The sequence below is a fragment of the Buchnera aphidicola (Rhopalosiphum maidis) genome (assembly GCF_003671935.1).
Lineage (GTDB): Bacteria > Pseudomonadota > Gammaproteobacteria > Enterobacterales > Enterobacteriaceae > Buchnera > Buchnera aphidicola_AL.
Map to the genome: position 1 here is coordinate 191965 of NZ_CP032759.1, position 18189 is coordinate 210153.

General features: G+C 25.0%; 16 protein-coding genes, 1 tRNA gene and 1 pseudogene. 10 read left to right on the forward strand and 8 right to left on the reverse strand.

The window, feature by feature from the left end; translation table 11 throughout:
* Positions 1 to 26: 26 nt before the first annotated feature.
* The 3 genes from ruvX to dnaB all read right to left on the reverse strand — a co-directional run bounded on the left by ruvX (position 27) and on the right by dnaB (position 2951).
* Positions 27 to 440 (reverse strand): Holliday junction resolvase RuvX, encoded by a 414-nt coding sequence (gene ruvX, locus D8S97_RS00970; RefSeq protein WP_158361046.1) that lies wholly within the window; start codon positions 438 to 440, stop codon positions 27 to 29.
* Positions 441 to 450: 10 nt separating this feature from the next.
* Entirely contained in the window at positions 451 to 1413 is a 963-nt protein-coding gene (gene gshB / locus D8S97_RS00975; protein ID WP_158361047.1) for a glutathione synthase, read from the reverse strand.
* A gap of 140 nt (positions 1414 to 1553) precedes the next feature.
* Positions 1554 to 2951, reverse strand: a complete 1398-nt coding sequence (dnaB, locus tag D8S97_RS00980) for a replicative DNA helicase (RefSeq protein WP_158361048.1) — start codon at positions 2949 to 2951, stop codon at positions 1554 to 1556.
* Between the two features lie 714 nt (positions 2952 to 3665).
* Here dnaB and D8S97_RS00985 point away from each other — a divergent pair.
* Complete coding sequence (locus D8S97_RS00985) at positions 3666 to 4175, forward strand: single-stranded DNA-binding protein (protein WP_158361049.1); 510 nt, start codon at positions 3666 to 3668, stop codon at positions 4173 to 4175.
* A gap of 46 nt (positions 4176 to 4221) precedes the next feature.
* Here D8S97_RS00985 and D8S97_RS00990 read toward each other — a convergent pair whose 3' ends face one another.
* Both D8S97_RS00990 and D8S97_RS00995 read right to left on the reverse strand, forming a co-directional pair.
* On the reverse strand, positions 4222 to 4551 hold the full coding sequence (locus D8S97_RS00990; RefSeq protein WP_158361050.1) for an alpha/beta fold hydrolase: 330 nt from the start codon (positions 4549 to 4551) through the stop codon (positions 4222 to 4224).
* A 55-nt stretch (positions 4552 to 4606) separates the two neighbouring features.
* Positions 4607 to 4993, reverse strand: a complete 387-nt coding sequence (locus D8S97_RS00995; protein WP_158361051.1) for an alpha/beta fold hydrolase — start codon at positions 4991 to 4993, stop codon at positions 4607 to 4609.
* A gap of 156 nt (positions 4994 to 5149) precedes the next feature.
* On the opposite strand from D8S97_RS00995, the gene D8S97_RS01000 reads away from it, so the two are divergent.
* Entirely contained in the window at positions 5150 to 5749 is a 600-nt protein-coding gene (locus tag D8S97_RS01000) for an NfuA family Fe-S biogenesis protein (protein WP_158361052.1), read from the forward strand.
* Between the two features lie 68 nt (positions 5750 to 5817).
* Here the strand turns inward: D8S97_RS01000 and ansA are convergent, their stop codons facing one another.
* Positions 5818 to 6831 (reverse strand): asparaginase, encoded by a 1014-nt coding sequence (ansA, locus tag D8S97_RS01005; protein WP_158361053.1) that lies wholly within the window; start codon positions 6829 to 6831, stop codon positions 5818 to 5820.
* A 222-nt stretch (positions 6832 to 7053) separates the two neighbouring features.
* Here ansA and D8S97_RS01010 point away from each other — a divergent pair.
* From D8S97_RS01010 to deoD, 3 genes and pseudogenes are all read left to right on the forward strand, one after another.
* Positions 7054 to 8651 (forward strand): annotated as a pseudogene (locus D8S97_RS01010) (peptide chain release factor 3).
* A 29-nt stretch (positions 8652 to 8680) separates the two neighbouring features.
* Entirely contained in the window at positions 8681 to 9910 is a 1230-nt protein-coding gene (locus D8S97_RS01015) for a phosphopentomutase (RefSeq protein WP_158361054.1), read from the forward strand.
* 34 nt (positions 9911 to 9944) lie between these two features.
* Positions 9945 to 10655 (forward strand): purine-nucleoside phosphorylase, encoded by a 711-nt coding sequence (gene deoD, locus D8S97_RS01020; RefSeq protein WP_158361055.1) that lies wholly within the window; start codon positions 9945 to 9947, stop codon positions 10653 to 10655.
* An 89-nt stretch (positions 10656 to 10744) separates the two neighbouring features.
* Here the strand turns inward: deoD and D8S97_RS01025 are convergent.
* Positions 10745 to 10829: transfer RNA gene (locus tag D8S97_RS01025), tRNA-Ser, on the reverse strand.
* Positions 10830 to 11353: 524 nt separating this feature from the next.
* On the opposite strand from D8S97_RS01025, the gene aroK reads away from it, so the two are divergent.
* The 4 genes from aroK (at position 11354) to trpS (ending at position 15307) form a co-directional block, all read left to right on the forward strand.
* Positions 11354 to 11875: a shikimate kinase AroK gene (aroK, locus tag D8S97_RS01030; RefSeq protein WP_158361056.1), complete on the forward strand. Its 522-nt coding sequence runs from the start codon at positions 11354 to 11356 to the stop codon at positions 11873 to 11875.
* Between the two features lie 40 nt (positions 11876 to 11915).
* Positions 11916 to 12998 carry a 3-dehydroquinate synthase gene (gene aroB / locus D8S97_RS01035; protein WP_186821882.1) on the forward strand — a complete coding sequence of 361 codons (1083 nt, stop codon included), beginning with the start codon at positions 11916 to 11918 and terminating at the stop codon, positions 12996 to 12998.
* A gap of 581 nt (positions 12999 to 13579) precedes the next feature.
* Entirely contained in the window at positions 13580 to 14266 is a 687-nt protein-coding gene (rpe, locus tag D8S97_RS01040) for a ribulose-phosphate 3-epimerase (protein ID WP_158361058.1), read from the forward strand.
* A gap of 30 nt (positions 14267 to 14296) precedes the next feature.
* Positions 14297 to 15307, forward strand: coding sequence for a tryptophan--tRNA ligase (trpS, locus tag D8S97_RS01045; RefSeq protein ID WP_158361059.1), 1011 nt, complete (start codon positions 14297 to 14299; stop codon positions 15305 to 15307).
* Positions 15308 to 15381: 74 nt separating this feature from the next.
* Here trpS and tsgA read toward each other — a convergent pair whose 3' ends face one another.
* Positions 15382 to 16545, reverse strand: a complete 1164-nt coding sequence (tsgA, locus tag D8S97_RS01050; RefSeq protein ID WP_158361060.1) for an MFS transporter TsgA — start codon at positions 16543 to 16545, stop codon at positions 15382 to 15384.
* A gap of 260 nt (positions 16546 to 16805) precedes the next feature.
* Here tsgA and D8S97_RS01055 point away from each other — a divergent pair, with 260 nt between their 5' ends.
* Positions 16806 to 18020 carry an aspartate aminotransferase family protein gene (locus D8S97_RS01055; RefSeq protein WP_158361061.1) on the forward strand — a complete coding sequence of 405 codons (1215 nt, stop codon included), beginning with the start codon at positions 16806 to 16808 and terminating at the stop codon, positions 18018 to 18020.
* Positions 18021 to 18189 lie beyond the last annotated feature (169 nt).

Here is an 18189-nt window from a genome sequence, read left to right on the forward strand (position 1 = left end):
TTATTTTCTTTAAAATTATTAAATAATTAATATAAATTCTTATTAAACCAACTTTCTAATATAACTACAGCAGCAATAGAATGTATTTTTTCTTTTTTTAATGCTTTAAAACCATTTTTATTAAATGTTAACGATCTAGCTTCTTTAGTACTTAAACGTTCATCATGTAAATCAACAAAAATATTAAATTTACATTTTAATAAATAAGCAAATTTTTCTGCTTTTTTTGTCATATCTTGTTTAGTACCATCTATATTTAACGGAAGTCCTACAACTAAATATTTAGGTTTCCATATTTTTAATAAATCTTTTATGTTATTCCAATTTGGTGATCCGTTTTTTGCAGATAGTTTATTTAAAGCTCTTCCTTTTTTAAGAAGGTTTTCTCCAACTGCTACTCCAATGTTTTTTAAACCGAAATCAAAAGCTATTACTATCATTTTACGAGCTCTATGTGTATATTTCTTTTTCAATATAATCAAGTAAAATACTTGTAATAGAAATTTTTTTCTTTTCTTCAATTTCACAAATACATGTTGGACTTGTAACATTGATTTCTGTCAATTTATCACCTATTACATCTAATCCAACAAGAATTAATCCTTTTCTTTTTAAAATGGGAGCTAAATAATTAGCTATTTCCCAATCTTTATCGCTAAGTTTTTGTACCTTTCCCTCCCCTCCAACAGCTAAGTTTGCTCTTGTTTCTCCGTATTTTGGAATACGTGTTAAAGACCAAGGTATAGGTTTTCCATTTATAATCAAAATTCTTTTGTCACCGAGTTTTATTTCTGGTAAATAAGTTTGAACCATACAATATTTTTTTTCATAATTTGTAAGTGATTCTACAATAACTGAAAAATTAGGATCATTTTTTTTAATGCGAAAAATGTTTTTTCCGCCCATTTCATCTAAGGGTTTTAATATTATATCCTTTTTTTCTTTCCAAAAATTGTATATTTTAGACAATTTTCTTGTAACTAATGTATCTGTAGTAAATTGAGAAAACCATGATATAAATATTTTTTCGTTGCAGTCTCTTAAACTTTTTGGTCGATTAATAACTAATACACCTTTTTCTTCTGCACGTTCAAGAATATACGTTGCATAAATAAATTCAGTATTAAATGGAGGATCTTTGCGCATTAGAATAGCATCTAATTCATTTAATGAAATATCTTTTTTTTGAACAAATTTAAAATAATTATTTTTGTTTTTTTGAACTTCTGTTAAGTATGCTGTTGCATATGATTTACCTTTTCTTAAATAAAGATCATTCATTTCCATATAATAAATTTCATGCTTTCTTTTTTGAACTTCTAGTAATATAGCAAAACTTGAGTCTTTTTTAATGTTAATTGATGTAATAGGATCCATTACTATTCCAATTTTTAAATTCGGTTTTTTTCGCATATGTTATAACTCAGTCATTAATTAAGTAATTTTTATAAAAATAATATAAATTTATTTTTTTTATTGGTTAAGTATGAATACTTAAAGATTTATTTATATGAATAAGTTTTAGATTCTTTAATCTAAAATTATTATTTTATTTAATCATATTTAGGACCACAATAATTGTCAAATCTAGACCAATGTCCATTAAATGTTAAACATATTGTTCCAATCGGTCCATTTCTTTGTTTTCCTATTATAATTTCTGCAACACCTTTAAAATCACTATTTTCATGATATATTTCGTCACGATATATAAACATTATTAAATCTGCATCTTGCTCTAGAGAACCAGATTCACGTAAATCTGAATTTACTGGTCTTTTATCTGATCTTTGCTCTAGAGAACGATTTAACTGCGACAGTGCTATTACTGGTACCTGTAGTTCCTTTGCTAGTGCTTTTAAAGTTCTGGAAATTTCAGCTATTTCAAGAGTTCGATTATCAGAAAGAGATGGAACTCTCATTAATTGCAAATAATCCACCATTATTAAAGTTAATCCATTATTTTCACGATAAATACGACGTGCTCTAGAACGAACTTCACTAGGAGTAAGAGCTGAAGAATCATCTATATAAATATTCTTTTTTTTAAGTAAAACATTAATTGTACCAGACATACGAGACCAATCTTCATCATTTAATTGTCCAGTTCGAATACGTGCTTGATTTACTCTAGACAATGATGCTAGCATACGCATCATGATTTGTTCTCCAGGCATTTCTAAACTAAAAATCAATACTGGTTTATCATATAACATAGCAGCGTTTTCACATAAATTCATTGCAAAAGTTGTTTTACCCATTGAAGGTCTTGCTGCAATAATGATAAGCTCTGAAGGTTGTAAACCTGATGTTTTTTTGTTTAAATCTTGATATCCTGTATTTATTCCTGTTACTCCGTCATTAGGAGATAAAAATAACTTTTCAATACTAGTAACAGTTTCATCAAGGATTTGTTCAATATTTTTTGGCCCTGAATCTTTTTTAAAACGTTTTTCAGCAATTTTAAAAACACTAGATTCTGCATAGTCTAATAATTCTTCGCTTTTACGTCCTTGCGTATCATATCCTGCATTTGCTATTTTATTAGCTACTAATATCATTTCTCTTACTATTGCTCTTTCTCGTATTATATCAGCGTATGCAGTAATATTTGCTGTACTAGGAGTATTTTTAGATAATTCAGCTAAATACGAAAATCTACCTACGCTTTCTAATTTTCCTTTTTGTTCCAAAGATTCTGATAGTGTAATTAAATCAATAGGATGTCCTAAATCTAATAATTGTTGCATTTCTTGAAATATTAAACGATGTGGTTTACTAAAAAAATCATCAGCTACTACATGCTCTGATACTGAATCCCATTGTTCGTTATCTAACATTAATCCACCTAATACTGATTGTTCTGCTTCTAATGAATGTGGTGGAATCTTTAATCTGTTAATTTGATGTAAATATGATTTATTTTTTGCCATATATATTGGATATACCATTATTTAGTAAATAATTGTAAAATTATATTATAGTATTCTAAATAATAGATTATTTATTCACTAATCTAATTCAGTTTTTTATCTTATTTTTAATAAATTAATCATTTGAAAAAGTTTTTGTTTTTATTTTTAAATATCTAATTAATTTTTTCAAAAAAAGTAAATACTAAGATATTTTATTGATTATTTGAAAATTATATTCTAATTTTATTAGGGGAGTATATTTTTAGGGGGAATATCTTTTTGATATACTAAACAATGTTAAAATTAATCTTTACTATATTTTGACAGTTTTTATATAAAAATGTATAAAATAAAAAATTAATACTTATGATGTTATTTTTATATAATTTTTTATTTAAAAATTTATAATTATTTAAAATAATACATCAATAAAGAAAAAATATGATTTAATTTTTTAAAAAATGTAAATTATGATCTATAATTTTAGTTTTTAATAGTTATAATGTAATATAAATATATAAAAAAATTGTATTCTTTTATTTTTTAAAAACACTTTAAAATTTTTTGTAAAAAATAATTATTAAAAAATTTTTATTATTTTTAATATCTCAATCACTATTAATATATCGTTTTTTACAAGTTTAATTGTATTAAATTACTTATTCATGATGTATTTTTATTACAAATAATTAAAAATTCTATTTAAAAAGGTACTTAATTTTTTTAAAGTTAAAAAATGGAGTTTTTATTATGGCAAGTAGAGGTGTAAATAAAGTAATATTAATTGGTCATTTAGGCCAAGATCCTGAAGTTCGTTATATGCCGAATGGTAATGCAGTAGTAAATATGACACTTGCAACTTCAGAGAATTGGAAAGATAAAAATACTGGCGAAAATAAAGAGAAAACAGAATGGCATAGAATAGTATTATTTGGAAAATTAGCTGAAATTGCTGGAGAATATTTGAGAAAAGGTTCTCAAGTATATATTGAAGGATCTCTTCAAACTAGAAAATGGCAGGACCAAAATGGTCTAGAACGTTATACAACAGAAGTCATAGTGAACATTGGCGGTACAATGCAAATGTTAGGAAATCGTAATTCAAATTCTCATAATGTTGTATTAAATGATAATAATAATATTTTAAAAACAAAAAAAACAGAAACAAATAATTCTCCAAAAAATATAGAAAAGTATAAATTAAATAAAGAACAAATAGATTCTTCAGAAATAGATTTTGATGATGAAATTCCTTTTTAGAAATATAAAATTTATAGCCCCAATTTTTTTAGGGGCTGTATATCTTTTAATTAAATTTTTTTATAAATTCTAATAAAATAGAACAAAATTTTTCTTTATGTGAAATAAATGGGATATGAGCAGCTTTTTCTATAATAATAGAAATGCTTTCAGGCCATTTTTTATCGAGTATTTTGGATATTTTTTTTGGAACTAAGCTATCTAATGAACCGTATATCCGCAATAAAGGTATTTTAAGAATATTTTTTTCTAGCCTTAAATCAGTTGTAAGAATTATTTCTAATCCATTTTTTAAAAATTTTTTACTTGGTTTTTCTTCATAGGATATTATTTTTTTTAATTTTTTTAAATCTTCTAAATTTTCTTTTGATTTCATTGTTTGTAAAAACAAAAAGTTATTTATTGTATTATGATAATTTTTTTTTAAATCATTATAAAAATGGTATATTTTTTTTTCTTCTATTCCTGGCCATTTTTTTTTTTATAAAACACGGAGAAGAAGCTACATTTATTATGCCTAAAATATTTTCTGGATACAACGATGCGAATTTATTCGCAACCAATCCACCTATAGACCATCCCAACCAAACAGCATTTTTAGGCATATAATGATATAAAACTTCAGTTATTTCATCGATTTTAAGTGGAAATAAATGTTTATTAAGTCCCATTCCAGGTAAATCAATTATATGAAATTTAAATTTGCTATTAAGTTTATTTACAATAAAAAACCATATTTTTGAATTAAATCCCCATCCATTCAACAAAATAACATTAATATTTCCATTTCCAACAGTTGTCCAGTAAAAATTTTTCATTTTTTTTCCTTAAATAAAAATTTTTCATTTTTTTTCCTTAAATAAAAATTTTTCATTTTTTTAAATAAAAAATTTTTTAAGAATAGAATACTCTTGTATTTATTTTAATAAATTAGTAGAATTAGTTATAATTAAAACTTAACTAAACTAGTATTTATGATTAATATTTCTGATAAAGCACAAAAACATTTTATATCACTTTTATCAAAAGAACCTTTTGACACTCAAATACGTGTATTTATTATAAATCCAGGTACACAAAATGCAGAATGCGGTGTAGCATATTGTACTAAAGATGAAGTAGAAAAGAATGATATTAAATTAAATTATAATAATTTTTTTGTTTATGTCGATCAATCTATTATTTCTTTTTTAAAGAATTCTGAAATTGATCTTGTGGTTGATAATTTAGGTGCACAGTTAACTTTTAAAGCTCCATATGCTAAACAAAATATTTTAAAGAATACTGTATCTTCTTTAAAAGCAAGAATAGATTCTTTAAAAGAAAGAATAGAAAAATTTTTAGATACTAATATAAACCCTCAATTATCAATTCACGGTGGGCAAGTTAATTTAATTAAAATTTCTGAAAATAAGACAGTTTTTATACAATTTAGTGGGGGATGTAACGGATGCTCAATGATTGGAACTACCTTAAAAGAAACAGTAGAGAAAAAAATATTATCTTTCTTTCCTGAAATAAAGAAGGTAACTGATCAAACTAATCATCTTCATGGTAATCATTCTTTTTATTAAAAATTTTAAATTTTTTTTAAATAATATTTTTATAAAAAAATATTTTTTAAAAATTATATCAAAATTACTTAATTTAGTGTTAATTCGCCCCGTAAGTTATTTTGCATTTGAATTCGAATTGTTTCAATTGAAAGATTTTGACTTAATAAAAAATGTAATTTAGTTAACGCCGCCTCTACTGTTAAATCGTATCCGCTAATGACACCGACTTTTATAAGCGAATTACCGGTTGCATAACCATTCATATTAACGCGTCCGGATGTACATTGTGTTAAATTTATTACGATAATATTTTTTTTTTGAGCTAAGTCTAATTCTTTTAAAAAATCTCTATTTTGAGGGGCATTTCCTATTCCGTAAGTGCATAAGATTAATGCTTTTACGGGATTTAATAAAAAATTTTGTATTACTTCTTTAGATATTCCTGGATATATTGTTAGTATACTAATAGGTTGTGGTTTGACTTGATATACCTTTAGTTCTTTTGTTTTTTTTTTATATTTTTCTTTATAAAAAGATCGAATATTAATCCCTACTTCTAATAAAGGTCCTAAATTAGGTGAAGAAAAAGCATCAAAACCGTCAGCATGTGATTTAGTTGTTCTGTTTCCTCTATATAATCTATGATTAAAAAATAAAGTAACTTCATTAATCGGATAGTTTGCAGCCATTAATAATGAATTTAATAAATTTTGCCGTCCATCTGATCGGATTTCTGAAAGAGGAATTTGCGATCCCGTTATTATTACTGGTTTTTCTAAATTCTCTAATATAAATGATAAAGCTGACGCGGTGTACGCCATGGTATCTGTTCCATGAAGAATAATAAACCCGTCATATTTATGATAATTATTTTTAATGTCGTCTGCAATTTTTTGCCATTCTATTGGAGTCATATTAGATGAATCAATTAATGGATTGTATTCCTTAATAGTAAAATTTGGAATTTCTACGCTATGAAATTCTGGCATATTAATTAATTGTTTTTGAAGATGTCCAGAAATAGGAATATACCCACATTTTGATTTTTGCATTCCAATAGTACCGCCTGTGTATGCAATATATATACATTTTTTTTTCATTGCAGAAACTCTTTTTTTTCATAATGAAATTATGAATATTTTTATTATTACATACAATTTAATTCATTTTTATCACATCTAGTATAATATTACTATTTTTTTTAAATAAATCAAGGTAGCTGACATAGACTTTTAGAAAAACCCCTAATTTTTATTTTTAAAAAAACAATTTTTTTTATATCTAAAATTTTTAATTATAAAAAATAATTTAAATGAGTATATATGTTTGATATGAATCATCAATTAGAATTAAGTAAAAGACGTACTTTTGCTATTATTTCTCATCCTGACGCTGGTAAAACAACTGTAACAGAAAAAATGCTGTTGCTTGGAAAAGTAATTCGTACTTCTGGTACTATTAAAGCTAGAGGAAATGGAAAATATGCTAAATCAGACTGGATGAATATTGAAAAAAAACGTGGAATTTCTGTTACTACATCAGTCATGCAATTTACGTATAAAAATATTTTAATGAATTTGTTAGACACTCCTGGTCATGAAGATTTTTCAGAAGATACATATCGAATTCTTACTGCAGTTGATTGTTGTTTATTAGTTATCGATGCTGCTAAAGGAATAGAAGATCGGACAAAAAAGTTAATGAACGTTAGTCGTTTACATAACACTCCTATTATTACTTTTATCAATAAATTAGATCGTGATAGTCGTGAAGCAATAGAAATTTTAGATGAAATAGAAAAAGAGTTAAATTTGAACTGCATTCCAATCACTTGGCCTATTAGTTGTGGGAAAAACTTTAAAGGTATTTATCATATTTACGATAAAATAGTTTATTTATATAAAAAAAATGCTATTAAAAAACTCAATCTTTTTCATTCTAATTCTTTTTCTTCTCTTCTTAATGAATCCTCTTTAAAAAAATATATTGGTATAGATTTATATAAACAATTGCATGAAGAATTAAAATTAGTTACTTGTGTATATCCACGATTTAGTAAAAAAAATTTTTTATCAGGTAATATAACTCCTGTTTTTTTGGTAGTGCATTAAATAATTTTGGTATTGATCACGTATTAGAAAGTTTAATAAAATGTGCTCCTTCTCCTGTTTATCGCTTTAGTAATATAAGAAAAGTTGAACCTGAAGAAAAAAAATTTACAGGTTTTATATTTAAAATCCAAGCAAACATGGATTTAAAACATCGTGATCGCATAGCTTTTATGAGAATTGTTTCTGGACAGTATAAAAAAGGTATAAAACTAAAGCATGTACGAATAAAAAAAAATATTGTTATTTCTGATGCATTTTCTTTTTTGGCTGGAGACAGATTTTCTATAGAACAAGCTTATCCTGGAGATGTAATAGGAATACATAATCATGGAACAATAAAAATTGGAGATACTTTTACAGAAGGAGAAGAAATTAAGTTTACTGGAATCCCAAGTTTTGCTCCAGAAGTATTCCGTCGTATTTTTTTAAGAAATCCACTACAGCAAAAAAAACTAAAAAAAGGTTTATTTCAATTATCAGAAGAAGGCGCGATACAAGTTTTTCGTCCTATGATTAATAATAGTCTAATTTTAGGTGCTATTGGAATATTGCAATTTGATGTTGTCATTGAACGTTTGAAAGTTGAATATCAAATAGATGCAATTTATAAAATAGCAAACATTGCTCTTGCACGTTGGATTAGATCAAAAAACAAAAAAGAGATTTCTGATTTTATAAATAAAAATAAATCTTATCTAGCATTAGATGGTTCTGATCAGCTAATATATTTAGCGCCAAATAAAGCAAATTTAGATATAATAAAAAATGTTTATAAAAATATTTTTTTTGACAAAACAAGAGAACAGTAGATATATTTTACTAATTTTAGGTATTTACGATGAAACGCGTTTTTTTAATGGTTTTAGATTCTTTAGGAATAGGTTCAAGTCTTGACGCACATAAATTTAATGATGTTGGAGCAGATACGTTTGGACATATAGCAGAGCAATGCTTTTTGAACAAAGCAAATATAGGAAGAAAAGGTTCTCTATATATTCCTAATTTAGTTAAACTAGGGATAGTTAAATCATATCAATCTTCTACAGGAAAATATCCATTAGGATTTACTCAAAAAGAAGATGCTAATATTATTGCTAGTTATAGTTATGCCAGTGAGATTTCTTCTGGAAAAGATACCACTTCTGGACACTGGGAAATTGCTGGAGCCCCTTTTTTAAAAGATTGGTATTATTTTACAGAAAAAAATAATTCTTTCCCTTTATCATTAGTTCAGAAAATAATAAGAAAATTAAAATTACCTGGTATTCTTGGTAATTGTCATGCATCAGGTACAGAAATAATAAAAAATTTAGGTGAAGAACACGTTAAAACAGGAAAACCTATTTTTTATACTTCATCTGATTCTGTATTTCAAATAGCATGTCATGAAACTAAATTTGGTTTATCAAATTTATACAAAATATGTGAAACTGTTCGTGAGATACTTGATCGAAACAAATATACAGTAGCGCGTGTCATAGCGAGACCTTTTATTGGAACTAATAAGTTAAATTTTAATAGAACTGGAAATAGACATGATATTTCAATGAAACCTCCTTCTATCACTTTCATGGAAAAATTAATACAAGAAAAGAAAGGTACAGTAATTGCGATAGGAAAAATTTCAGATATTTATGCAGGTGTCGGGATAAGTAAAAAAATTAAATCTACTGGTTTACATGAATTATGTAGTAATACTATTGATCAGATGAAATTAGCAAAAAACAATACTGTTGTATTTACAAATTTTGTAGATTTTGATTCTGTGTGGGGGCATCGTCGTGACGTTTCAGGATACGCTAAAGGATTAGAGTTTTTTGACAGTCAACTATCTAAAATGATTAATTTGGTTAAAGAGCAGGATTTATTTATTGTAACTGCTGATCACGGATGTGATCCTACATGGAAAGGAACAGATCATACCAGAGAAAATATTCCTATATTAATATATTCTCCAGGTAAAAAAATAAAATTTTTAGGTCATCGAGATACTTTTTCTGATATAGGACAAACTATTGCAAAACATTTTTTATTATCTGACATGAAATATGGTAAGAATATGTTTTAAAAAAAATTTATTTATTAAAATAAGGAAAAAATCAGTGCCTACACTTCATATTAAAAGTGAAAAAAATTCTTTTTCAAATATAGTTCTTATGCCCGGTGATCCAATAAGAGCTAAATATATAGCGGAAAATTATTTAAACAGTGCTATTCAAATTAATGATACTAGATTAATGTTAGCATATACAGGATATTATAAAAGCAAAAAAATTTCTATTATGAGTCATGGTATGGGAATACCTTCTGCGTCTCTATATGTAAGAGAGTTAATATCAGAATATAATGTAAAAAAAATTATTCGTGTAGGAACTTGTGGTACTATTCAGAATAATATAAAATTGCGTGATATCGTTATTAGTATGGGCGCTTCTACAGATTCAAAAGTCAATAGAATACGTTTTAATAATCACGATTATGCTGCAATTGCAGATTTTGAAATGATTTTTCATGCTTTTTTAACAGCTAAAAAAATGAATCTTAAAGTTCATATTGGCAATTTTTTTACAACAGATTCATTTTATAGTGATGATGAAGACATGTTAAAAATTTTAAAAAAATATAATATTATTGGTATAGATATGGAGACTTCTGGTATATATGCCGTTGCCTCTGAATTAAAAGCTCAAGCACTATCAATTTGTACTGTATCAGATCATATCATTAAAAAAGATGCATTATCATCTGAGGATAGAGAGTCTAGTTTTCATAATATGATTACTTTATCTCTAGAAACTGCTTTACTATTGTAAAAAAATTAAAAAAGAATTCTGAATAAGAATGTGCAATTTTTAAGATTAAATTTTTAATATTCTAAATCTTATGGTGAGAAAGGGATTCTTGGTGAGAAAGGGATTCGAACCCTTGATACGTTTCCATATACACGCTTTCCAGGCGTGTTCCTTAAGCCTCTCGGACATCTCACCTTTAAAGTTTAAAGAATTTTAAAATTTTTTTATACAAAATCTATTTTAAACTTAAAAAACAAATTACGTCAAGTTTTTTAACTTAACAAAATTATTTTTTTAATAAAGACTCAAATTTGTGAAAATTTTTACAAAAAATATTTGTATTAAAATAATAAATAAATTATAGAAAAAAGAAGGTTTACTCTGATAGAATATGATTCTATTTAGAAAAAAATTTATTCAGTAAGAATTTTTAAAAATAAATTTTTAGATGTTTTTATTCTGTTTTTTTTGATAAAAGTATTACAAGAAATTTTTAAAATTATAAAAATATTATTTTTTTTAAACAATTCTTTTTACATACAAGGATTATATTTTTTAATGAAAAATTAATAAGATTATTATTTCTAAATATATAATTGCTATTAATTTAGAATATTTATATAAATTTAATTTATTCTAAATCGTAGTTTTTTTTATGCCTTGCTAGCAATATTTGCTGAGCATTGCTGTTATTAACGAATTATCTTAGTAATAAAAATATGGCAGAAAAAAGAAATATTTTTTTAATTGGGCCTATGGGAGCTGGTAAAAGTACTATTGGTCGTCAGTTATCTCAACAACTCAACATGGAATTTTTTGATTCTGATCAAGAAATCGAGAAACGCACTGGAGCTAATATAAGTTGGGTTTTTGACGTTGAAGGTGAGAATGGTTTTCGTCAAAGAGAAGTAAAAATTATTGATGAGTTAACAAAAAAACAAGGCATTGTTCTCGCTACAGGTGGAGGTTCAGTAAAATTCAAAGAAAATCGTAATATTTTGTCCGCTCGTGGAATTGTTATATATTTAGAAACTACTATTGAAAAACAGTTGTCACGTACAAAAAGAGATAAAAAAAGACCACTATTACAATCTAATATTTCAAATCGTATTGTATTAGAAAATTTAGCATATGAAAGAAATCCATTATATGAAGAAATAGCAGATTTTAAAATTCAAACTGACAATCAAAGTGCTAAATCTGTTGCATATAGTATTATTCATTTATTAGAAAAAATGTAATGCAATTATTCAAACATAATGTTTACAGAGTATAAAAATTATGGAACAGTTAAAAGTTGTTTTAGGACAACGTAGCTATCCGATTAATATCGGATCTGGTATTATTCAGGAAGACAATATTTTTTGGCCGTTAAATCCTGGAAATCAAGCTATGTTAATCACAAATAAAACATTAGCTAATCTTTTTAAAGACGAGGTATTTTTTCATTTAAGGAAATCTGGTATTAAAATAGATCAGGTCATTCTTTCAGATGGAGAACAATTTAAAACATTAAATGAAATAGAAGTAATCATTTCTACTCTATTAGAAAAAAAACATTCTCGTGATACGACTTTAATCGCATTAGGTGGAGGAGTAATAGGTGATTTAACTGGATTTGCAGCGTCTATTTATCAGAGAGGTGTAAGATTTATTCAAATTCCAACTACTCTTTTATCTCAAGTAGACGCTTCTGTTGGTGGAAAAACTGGAGTAAATCATTTACTTGGTAAAAATATGGTGGGTTCGTTTTGGCAGCCTTCTTCTGTTATTATTGATATCAATTTTTTAAAAACTCTTCCTCATAACGAATTAGTTTCTGGTATGGCAGAAGTTATTAAATACGCTGTTATTTTTGATGCAAATTTTTTTAATTGGTTAGAAGAAAATATTGAAAATTTATTATTATTGAACAATAAATTAATGTCTTATTGTATTAAAAAATGTTGTGAATTGAAAGCAAAAATAATTGCTCTTGACGAAAGAGAAAATAATTTTAGAGCATTATTAAATTTTGGACATACGTATGGTCATGCTATTGAAGCACATGCTGGTTATGGTAATTGGTTACATGGTGAAGCAATTTCAATAGGAATGGTAATGGCATCTCGTACATCAGAACTAATAGGGTGTTTAAAAAAAATAGATTATAAAAGAATATTGTCTTTATTAAAAAAAACAGGATTACCTGTTAAAGGGCCTAAAAATATGTCTGCTGCTTCATATTTACCATATATGATGAGAGATAAAAAAGTTATTTCTGGAGAAATGCGATTAGTGCTTCCAGTTTCTATTGGAAAAGCAGAAATCTATTCAGGAATAGATAAAAATATTATTTTAAGTGCAATTAAAGATTCTCAATAAAATTTTTAATAATTGAAATTAACAATAACATAATAATATTATAAGTTTTTTTATTAAAATAAAAATTTAATTTTTTTCATTTTATATAGTTTTGAAGTTTAATTAAATATTAAAATTTTTCTTCTAAACTATATTTCTTTTTAAAAATATTTTTTTGGTAAAAAGAGAATTTAATTTTTTATTAAGATTTTTAAAAAAGTACTATATAAATAAAAATAAAATTTTATTTAACAATTTGTTAACTTAAATAAAGTTTTATGTATATTTTTTTAAAATAATTTTGCGATAATCACAGCATTTTTTATTGAATTTATTTTTCATTAGAAAACCTTTTTCTAAAGGTTATATTAATAACTTTACTTCTTATTAAAAATATAAATTCAGTGTGTCTTAAAAAATTTATTTTATTTTTAATATTTAACTAAAATGTTATTAATTAATATTTTTTCATGTAAAAGTCATTTTTTCAATAAATATTGGAGTTTTTTTATTTTTTATAATGCAATGAAAAACATACTAATTAAAAGATTTTTTTTTATAAAATTATTAAATAAAATTAAATAAAAGGTAGGAAGATTAAAATGAAAAAGTTTTTTTTATCATCTTCAATTTTATCTGCTGATTTTGCTCGTTTAGGAGAAGATACAAAAAAAGCTATAAATGCAGGAAGTGATTGGATACATTTTGACGTAATGGACAATCATTATGTTCCGAATTTAACAATGGGTCCTATGATTTTAAAATCTCTGCGTAACTATAACATTACTGTACCGATTGATGTTCACTTAATGGTAAAACCAGTAGATAATTTAATCCCGCAATTTGCTGAAGCTGGAGCTGACTTTATTACCTTTCATCCAGAATCAACAGATCATATTGATCGTACTTTAAATCTTATTAAGGACTGCGGATGCAAAGCAGGTTTAGCTTTAAATCCTGCAACTTCTCTTAATTTTCTTGATTATATAATGGAAAAACTAGATTTAATTTTATTAATGTCAGTAAATCCCGGATTTGGTAATCAATCTTTTTTACCGTCTACTTTTAGTAAATTACGTGAAGTTCGAAAAAAAATAGAGTTAAATTCATCAAATATTCTTTTAGAAGTCGATGGCGGGGTTAAATTAGAAAATATTTCTGAGATAGCTTTTTCAGGAGCAAATGTTTTTGTGATTGGTTCTGGACTTTTTGGCTACACTAACTATGATATTATTATAAAAAAGATACGTGAAGAATTAAAAAACGTTTATTCTACATCTATTCATTGATGCATTTAATATATTTTAGGATCATATAATATGATTAATTCTAAACCAATATTATTTAGTGCGATACAGCCTTCTGGAAACTTGAGTATTGGAAATTATATAGGAACAATGCGTCATTGGTCTTCATTTCAAGATAATTATGAATGCTTATATTGTATTGCAGATTTACATTCTTTGACTACATTGAATAAAAATTTTTCTTTACAAAATTCAGTTTTAGATACATTAGCATTATATTTAGCTTGTGGGGTGAATCCGAAAAAAAGTATTATTTTTATTCAATCACATGTTTATCAGCATAGTCAATTAAATTGGATTTTAAGTTGTTTTAGCCAATTTGGAGAACTATCTCGAATGACACAATTTAAAAATAAAAGAAAAATACAAGACAATTATGTTGAAAATATAAACATTGGATTATTAAATTATCCTGTTTTAATGTCATCAGATATTTTATTGTATCAAACGAATTTAGTACCTGTAGGACAAGACCAGAAACAACATTTAGAATTAACTCGTAATATTGCTAATCGTTTTAATCTTTTATATGGAGATATTTTTACCTTACCTAAGCCATTAATTACTAAAACTGGATCTAAAATTATGTCTTTATTGGATCCTACAAAAAAAATGTCTAAATCAGATACTAATAAAAATAATGTAATTTTTTTATTAGAAGATATTTCTTCGGTTTTTTTAAAAATAAAAAATGCTGTTACAGATTCAGAAATGCCACCTAAAATATATTATGATTTAAGAAGAAAATCAGGTATTTCAAATTTATTAGAAATTCTTTCTGCTATTACAAATAAAAAAATTTCTATCTTAGAAAAAGAATTTGAAGGTATAATGTATAGTGAATTTAAAAAAATCATTTTTGATAATATATCTAAATTTTTGCATAAATTGCAAAAATCTTACTTAGTTTATCGAAAAGATGAATCTTATTTGAAAAAAGTTGCTAAAGAAGGAGCAATTAGGGCAAGATTAAAATCTGAAAAAATTTTAAAACGTGTGTCTACTGCTATAGGTATAAATTAATTATTTAAATAAACCAGAAGTTATTATTTATTCTAGTTTATTTAAAAAAATATATTGATCTTAATAATAGTTTTTTATAAATAGTATTTATTTTTTTTGTTATTAAAAATTATACAAGATAGAAAAAAAACTATTATATATAATATATTTGAAAAAATTAACGTTGCATATAATCCTTTTTTTGCGACAATTGGGCTAGTTATCACAAAAGTAAGCAGAGTTCCAATAGTTCCAAAAAATAAAATTAAATTAATTAATTTTGCAGATGGTTTTTTAGTTTCTAACGATGCTATTGTTATAATAATAGTATAAATTGCACTAGAAAAAAAACCTAAAGTAATAATAGTATATTTTAGTGCTAAATAACTTTTGCTATAAATAAAACAATACATAAGTATTGAAGAAATGCCTGTTAAAAAAATAAATATGCGCTCTAAATTAAAAAATTTGATCATAAAACTAAAACACCACATACCAATCATATATGCCATCCAAAAACTACTTACTAAAGTACCAGTTTTTTTTATATTAATTTTGATAACTTCAGTGGCATATTGGGGAACCCAAGAAATAAAACTCAATTGTCCTAAGATATATAATAAAGCTGAAATAGATAATAAAATTATATTTATATTAAATTGTTTAATTTCGTCGTTATTTTTTGTTTTTTTTTCTAAAATTGGAAATTGTGATTTTATTGTTAAAACAAAAATAAAGAAATAAATAATTCCTATAAATACATAGATCCAATACCATAAAAATTTTTTTTCTAATAAATATGCAGAAATAATCGGAAATATCATACCAGACATGCTAAAAAAAGAATCAGTGAGTAATAATTGTGATCCTCTTTTTTCACCTGAATATAAATACGTAATAATAAAAGTACCAATTGACATAGTTATTCCACTAACTAAACCAAGTATGAATATATTTATAGAAAATAGAAGTATATTACTTGAAAGTACTATGCCCAGTATTGCTACTATTGAAAATAAAAAACCAAATATTAATTGTTTTTTTATTGATATAATATCTATTAGCCAAGAATTTAGAAAAATTGATATTAAAATACCTGCATTTAAAAACGTGAAAATATTACTCATCTCTGATACAGACAAACGAAAGTAATTAGCAATATCCCCCATTATCATTCCAGTAATAACAATTAACGCACCTGTAAAAGCGTATGAAAAAAAACTAATCCATGTCAGTTTTATTTGGTTGATATGTTTCATTTTTTTACCTTTTTTTTATAAAAATTAAAATTTTAAGATATTTTTTTAAATCTTATTGGTAATTATTAAAATTATTGTATCAAGATGTTAAAATCTAAAATAGTTTTTTACTTTAAAAAAACTTGTTCTAGTGTTTTCAAGTTTGTTAATAAAATAAGTTTAAATTTAATAAAATATAATGTATATTTTAATTTTATAAATTTAATCTTTTGATCTGTAAAATTCTTTATTATGTCAGTGAATATACTTTAGGAAAATAAATGATAGAAAAAATAAAATTAATTACTCGAGATAGTTTTAATAAGTTAATTTTACCTATTTATAATCCAGCATTTTTTATTCCAGTTAAAGGTAAAGGCAGTCGTATTTGGGATCAAAAAGGAAAGGAATACATTGATTTTTCAGGTGGAATTGCGGTGACATCATTAGGTCATTGTCATCCTGTATTAAATAAAGTTTTAAGTCAACAAAGTAAAAAATTATGGCATATCAGTAACATTTTTACAAACGAACCAGCTTTACGTTTAGCTGACAAGTTAATTTCGTCAAGTTTTGCGTCTCGTGTTTTTTTCGCAAATTCAGGTGCCGAAGCAAATGAAGCAGCGTTTAAATTAGCTCGTTACTTTTCATCTAAAAAATACAGTTTAAAGAAAAATAAAATTATATCTTTTTATAATTCGTTTCATGGACGAACTTTTTTTACTGTTTCTGTAGGTGGACAAGCAAAATATTCTGATTTTTTTGGACCAAAACCTCCCGCTATCATGCATGCTAAATTTAATGAAATTGATTCTGTTAGAAACATTATTGATAATAACACCTGTGCTGTAGTAATGGAACTTATTCAGGGAGAAGGAGGAATTATACCAGCAGAGATTTCTTTTGTCAGAGAAGTTAGAGAGTTGTGTTACAAGTATAATGCACTTTTAATTTTTGACGAAATCCAAACTGGAATAGGTAGAACTGGTAAGCTATATTCATATGAACATTATGAAGTACAACCCGATATTTTAACTATTGCAAAGTCTTTAGGTGGTGGTTTTCCAATAAGTGCGATGTTAACAACGGATAAAATTGCATCTATAATCCAACCTGGAATTCATGGTACTACATATGGAGGCAACCCCCTTGCTTGTTCTGTTGCAGAATCTGTTATCGATATTATTAATACAAAAAAAATTTTATTAGGTGTAGAAAAAAAATTAAAAAAAATTATTTTTGAATTAAATATTATTAATAAACGTTTTAATTTCTTTACAGAAATAAGAGGAAAAGGTTTACTTATTGGTATTGTATTAAGATCAGAGCTTTCTGAAAAAATATATGACATTTTAAATTCTTTATTTTTAGAAGGTGTAATTGTTTTAACTGCAGGTAAAAATGTAATTCGATTAGCTCCTTCATTAATTATTAGTAAAGGTGATATTGTTGAAGGTATGAAGCGTTTTTATCGTGCTTTAGAAAAATGTTTATAGAAAATAAAATTTTTTAAGAAAATCACATTTTTCAAAAATTATTAAAGTAATATAAAAATATTTATATTTTTTATTTTTTAGTAAACTAATACTATATATTATAGTTGAACTTTTTAATAAATAATTTAGTTGAACTTATTAATAAATAATTAATTTATTATTTTATATA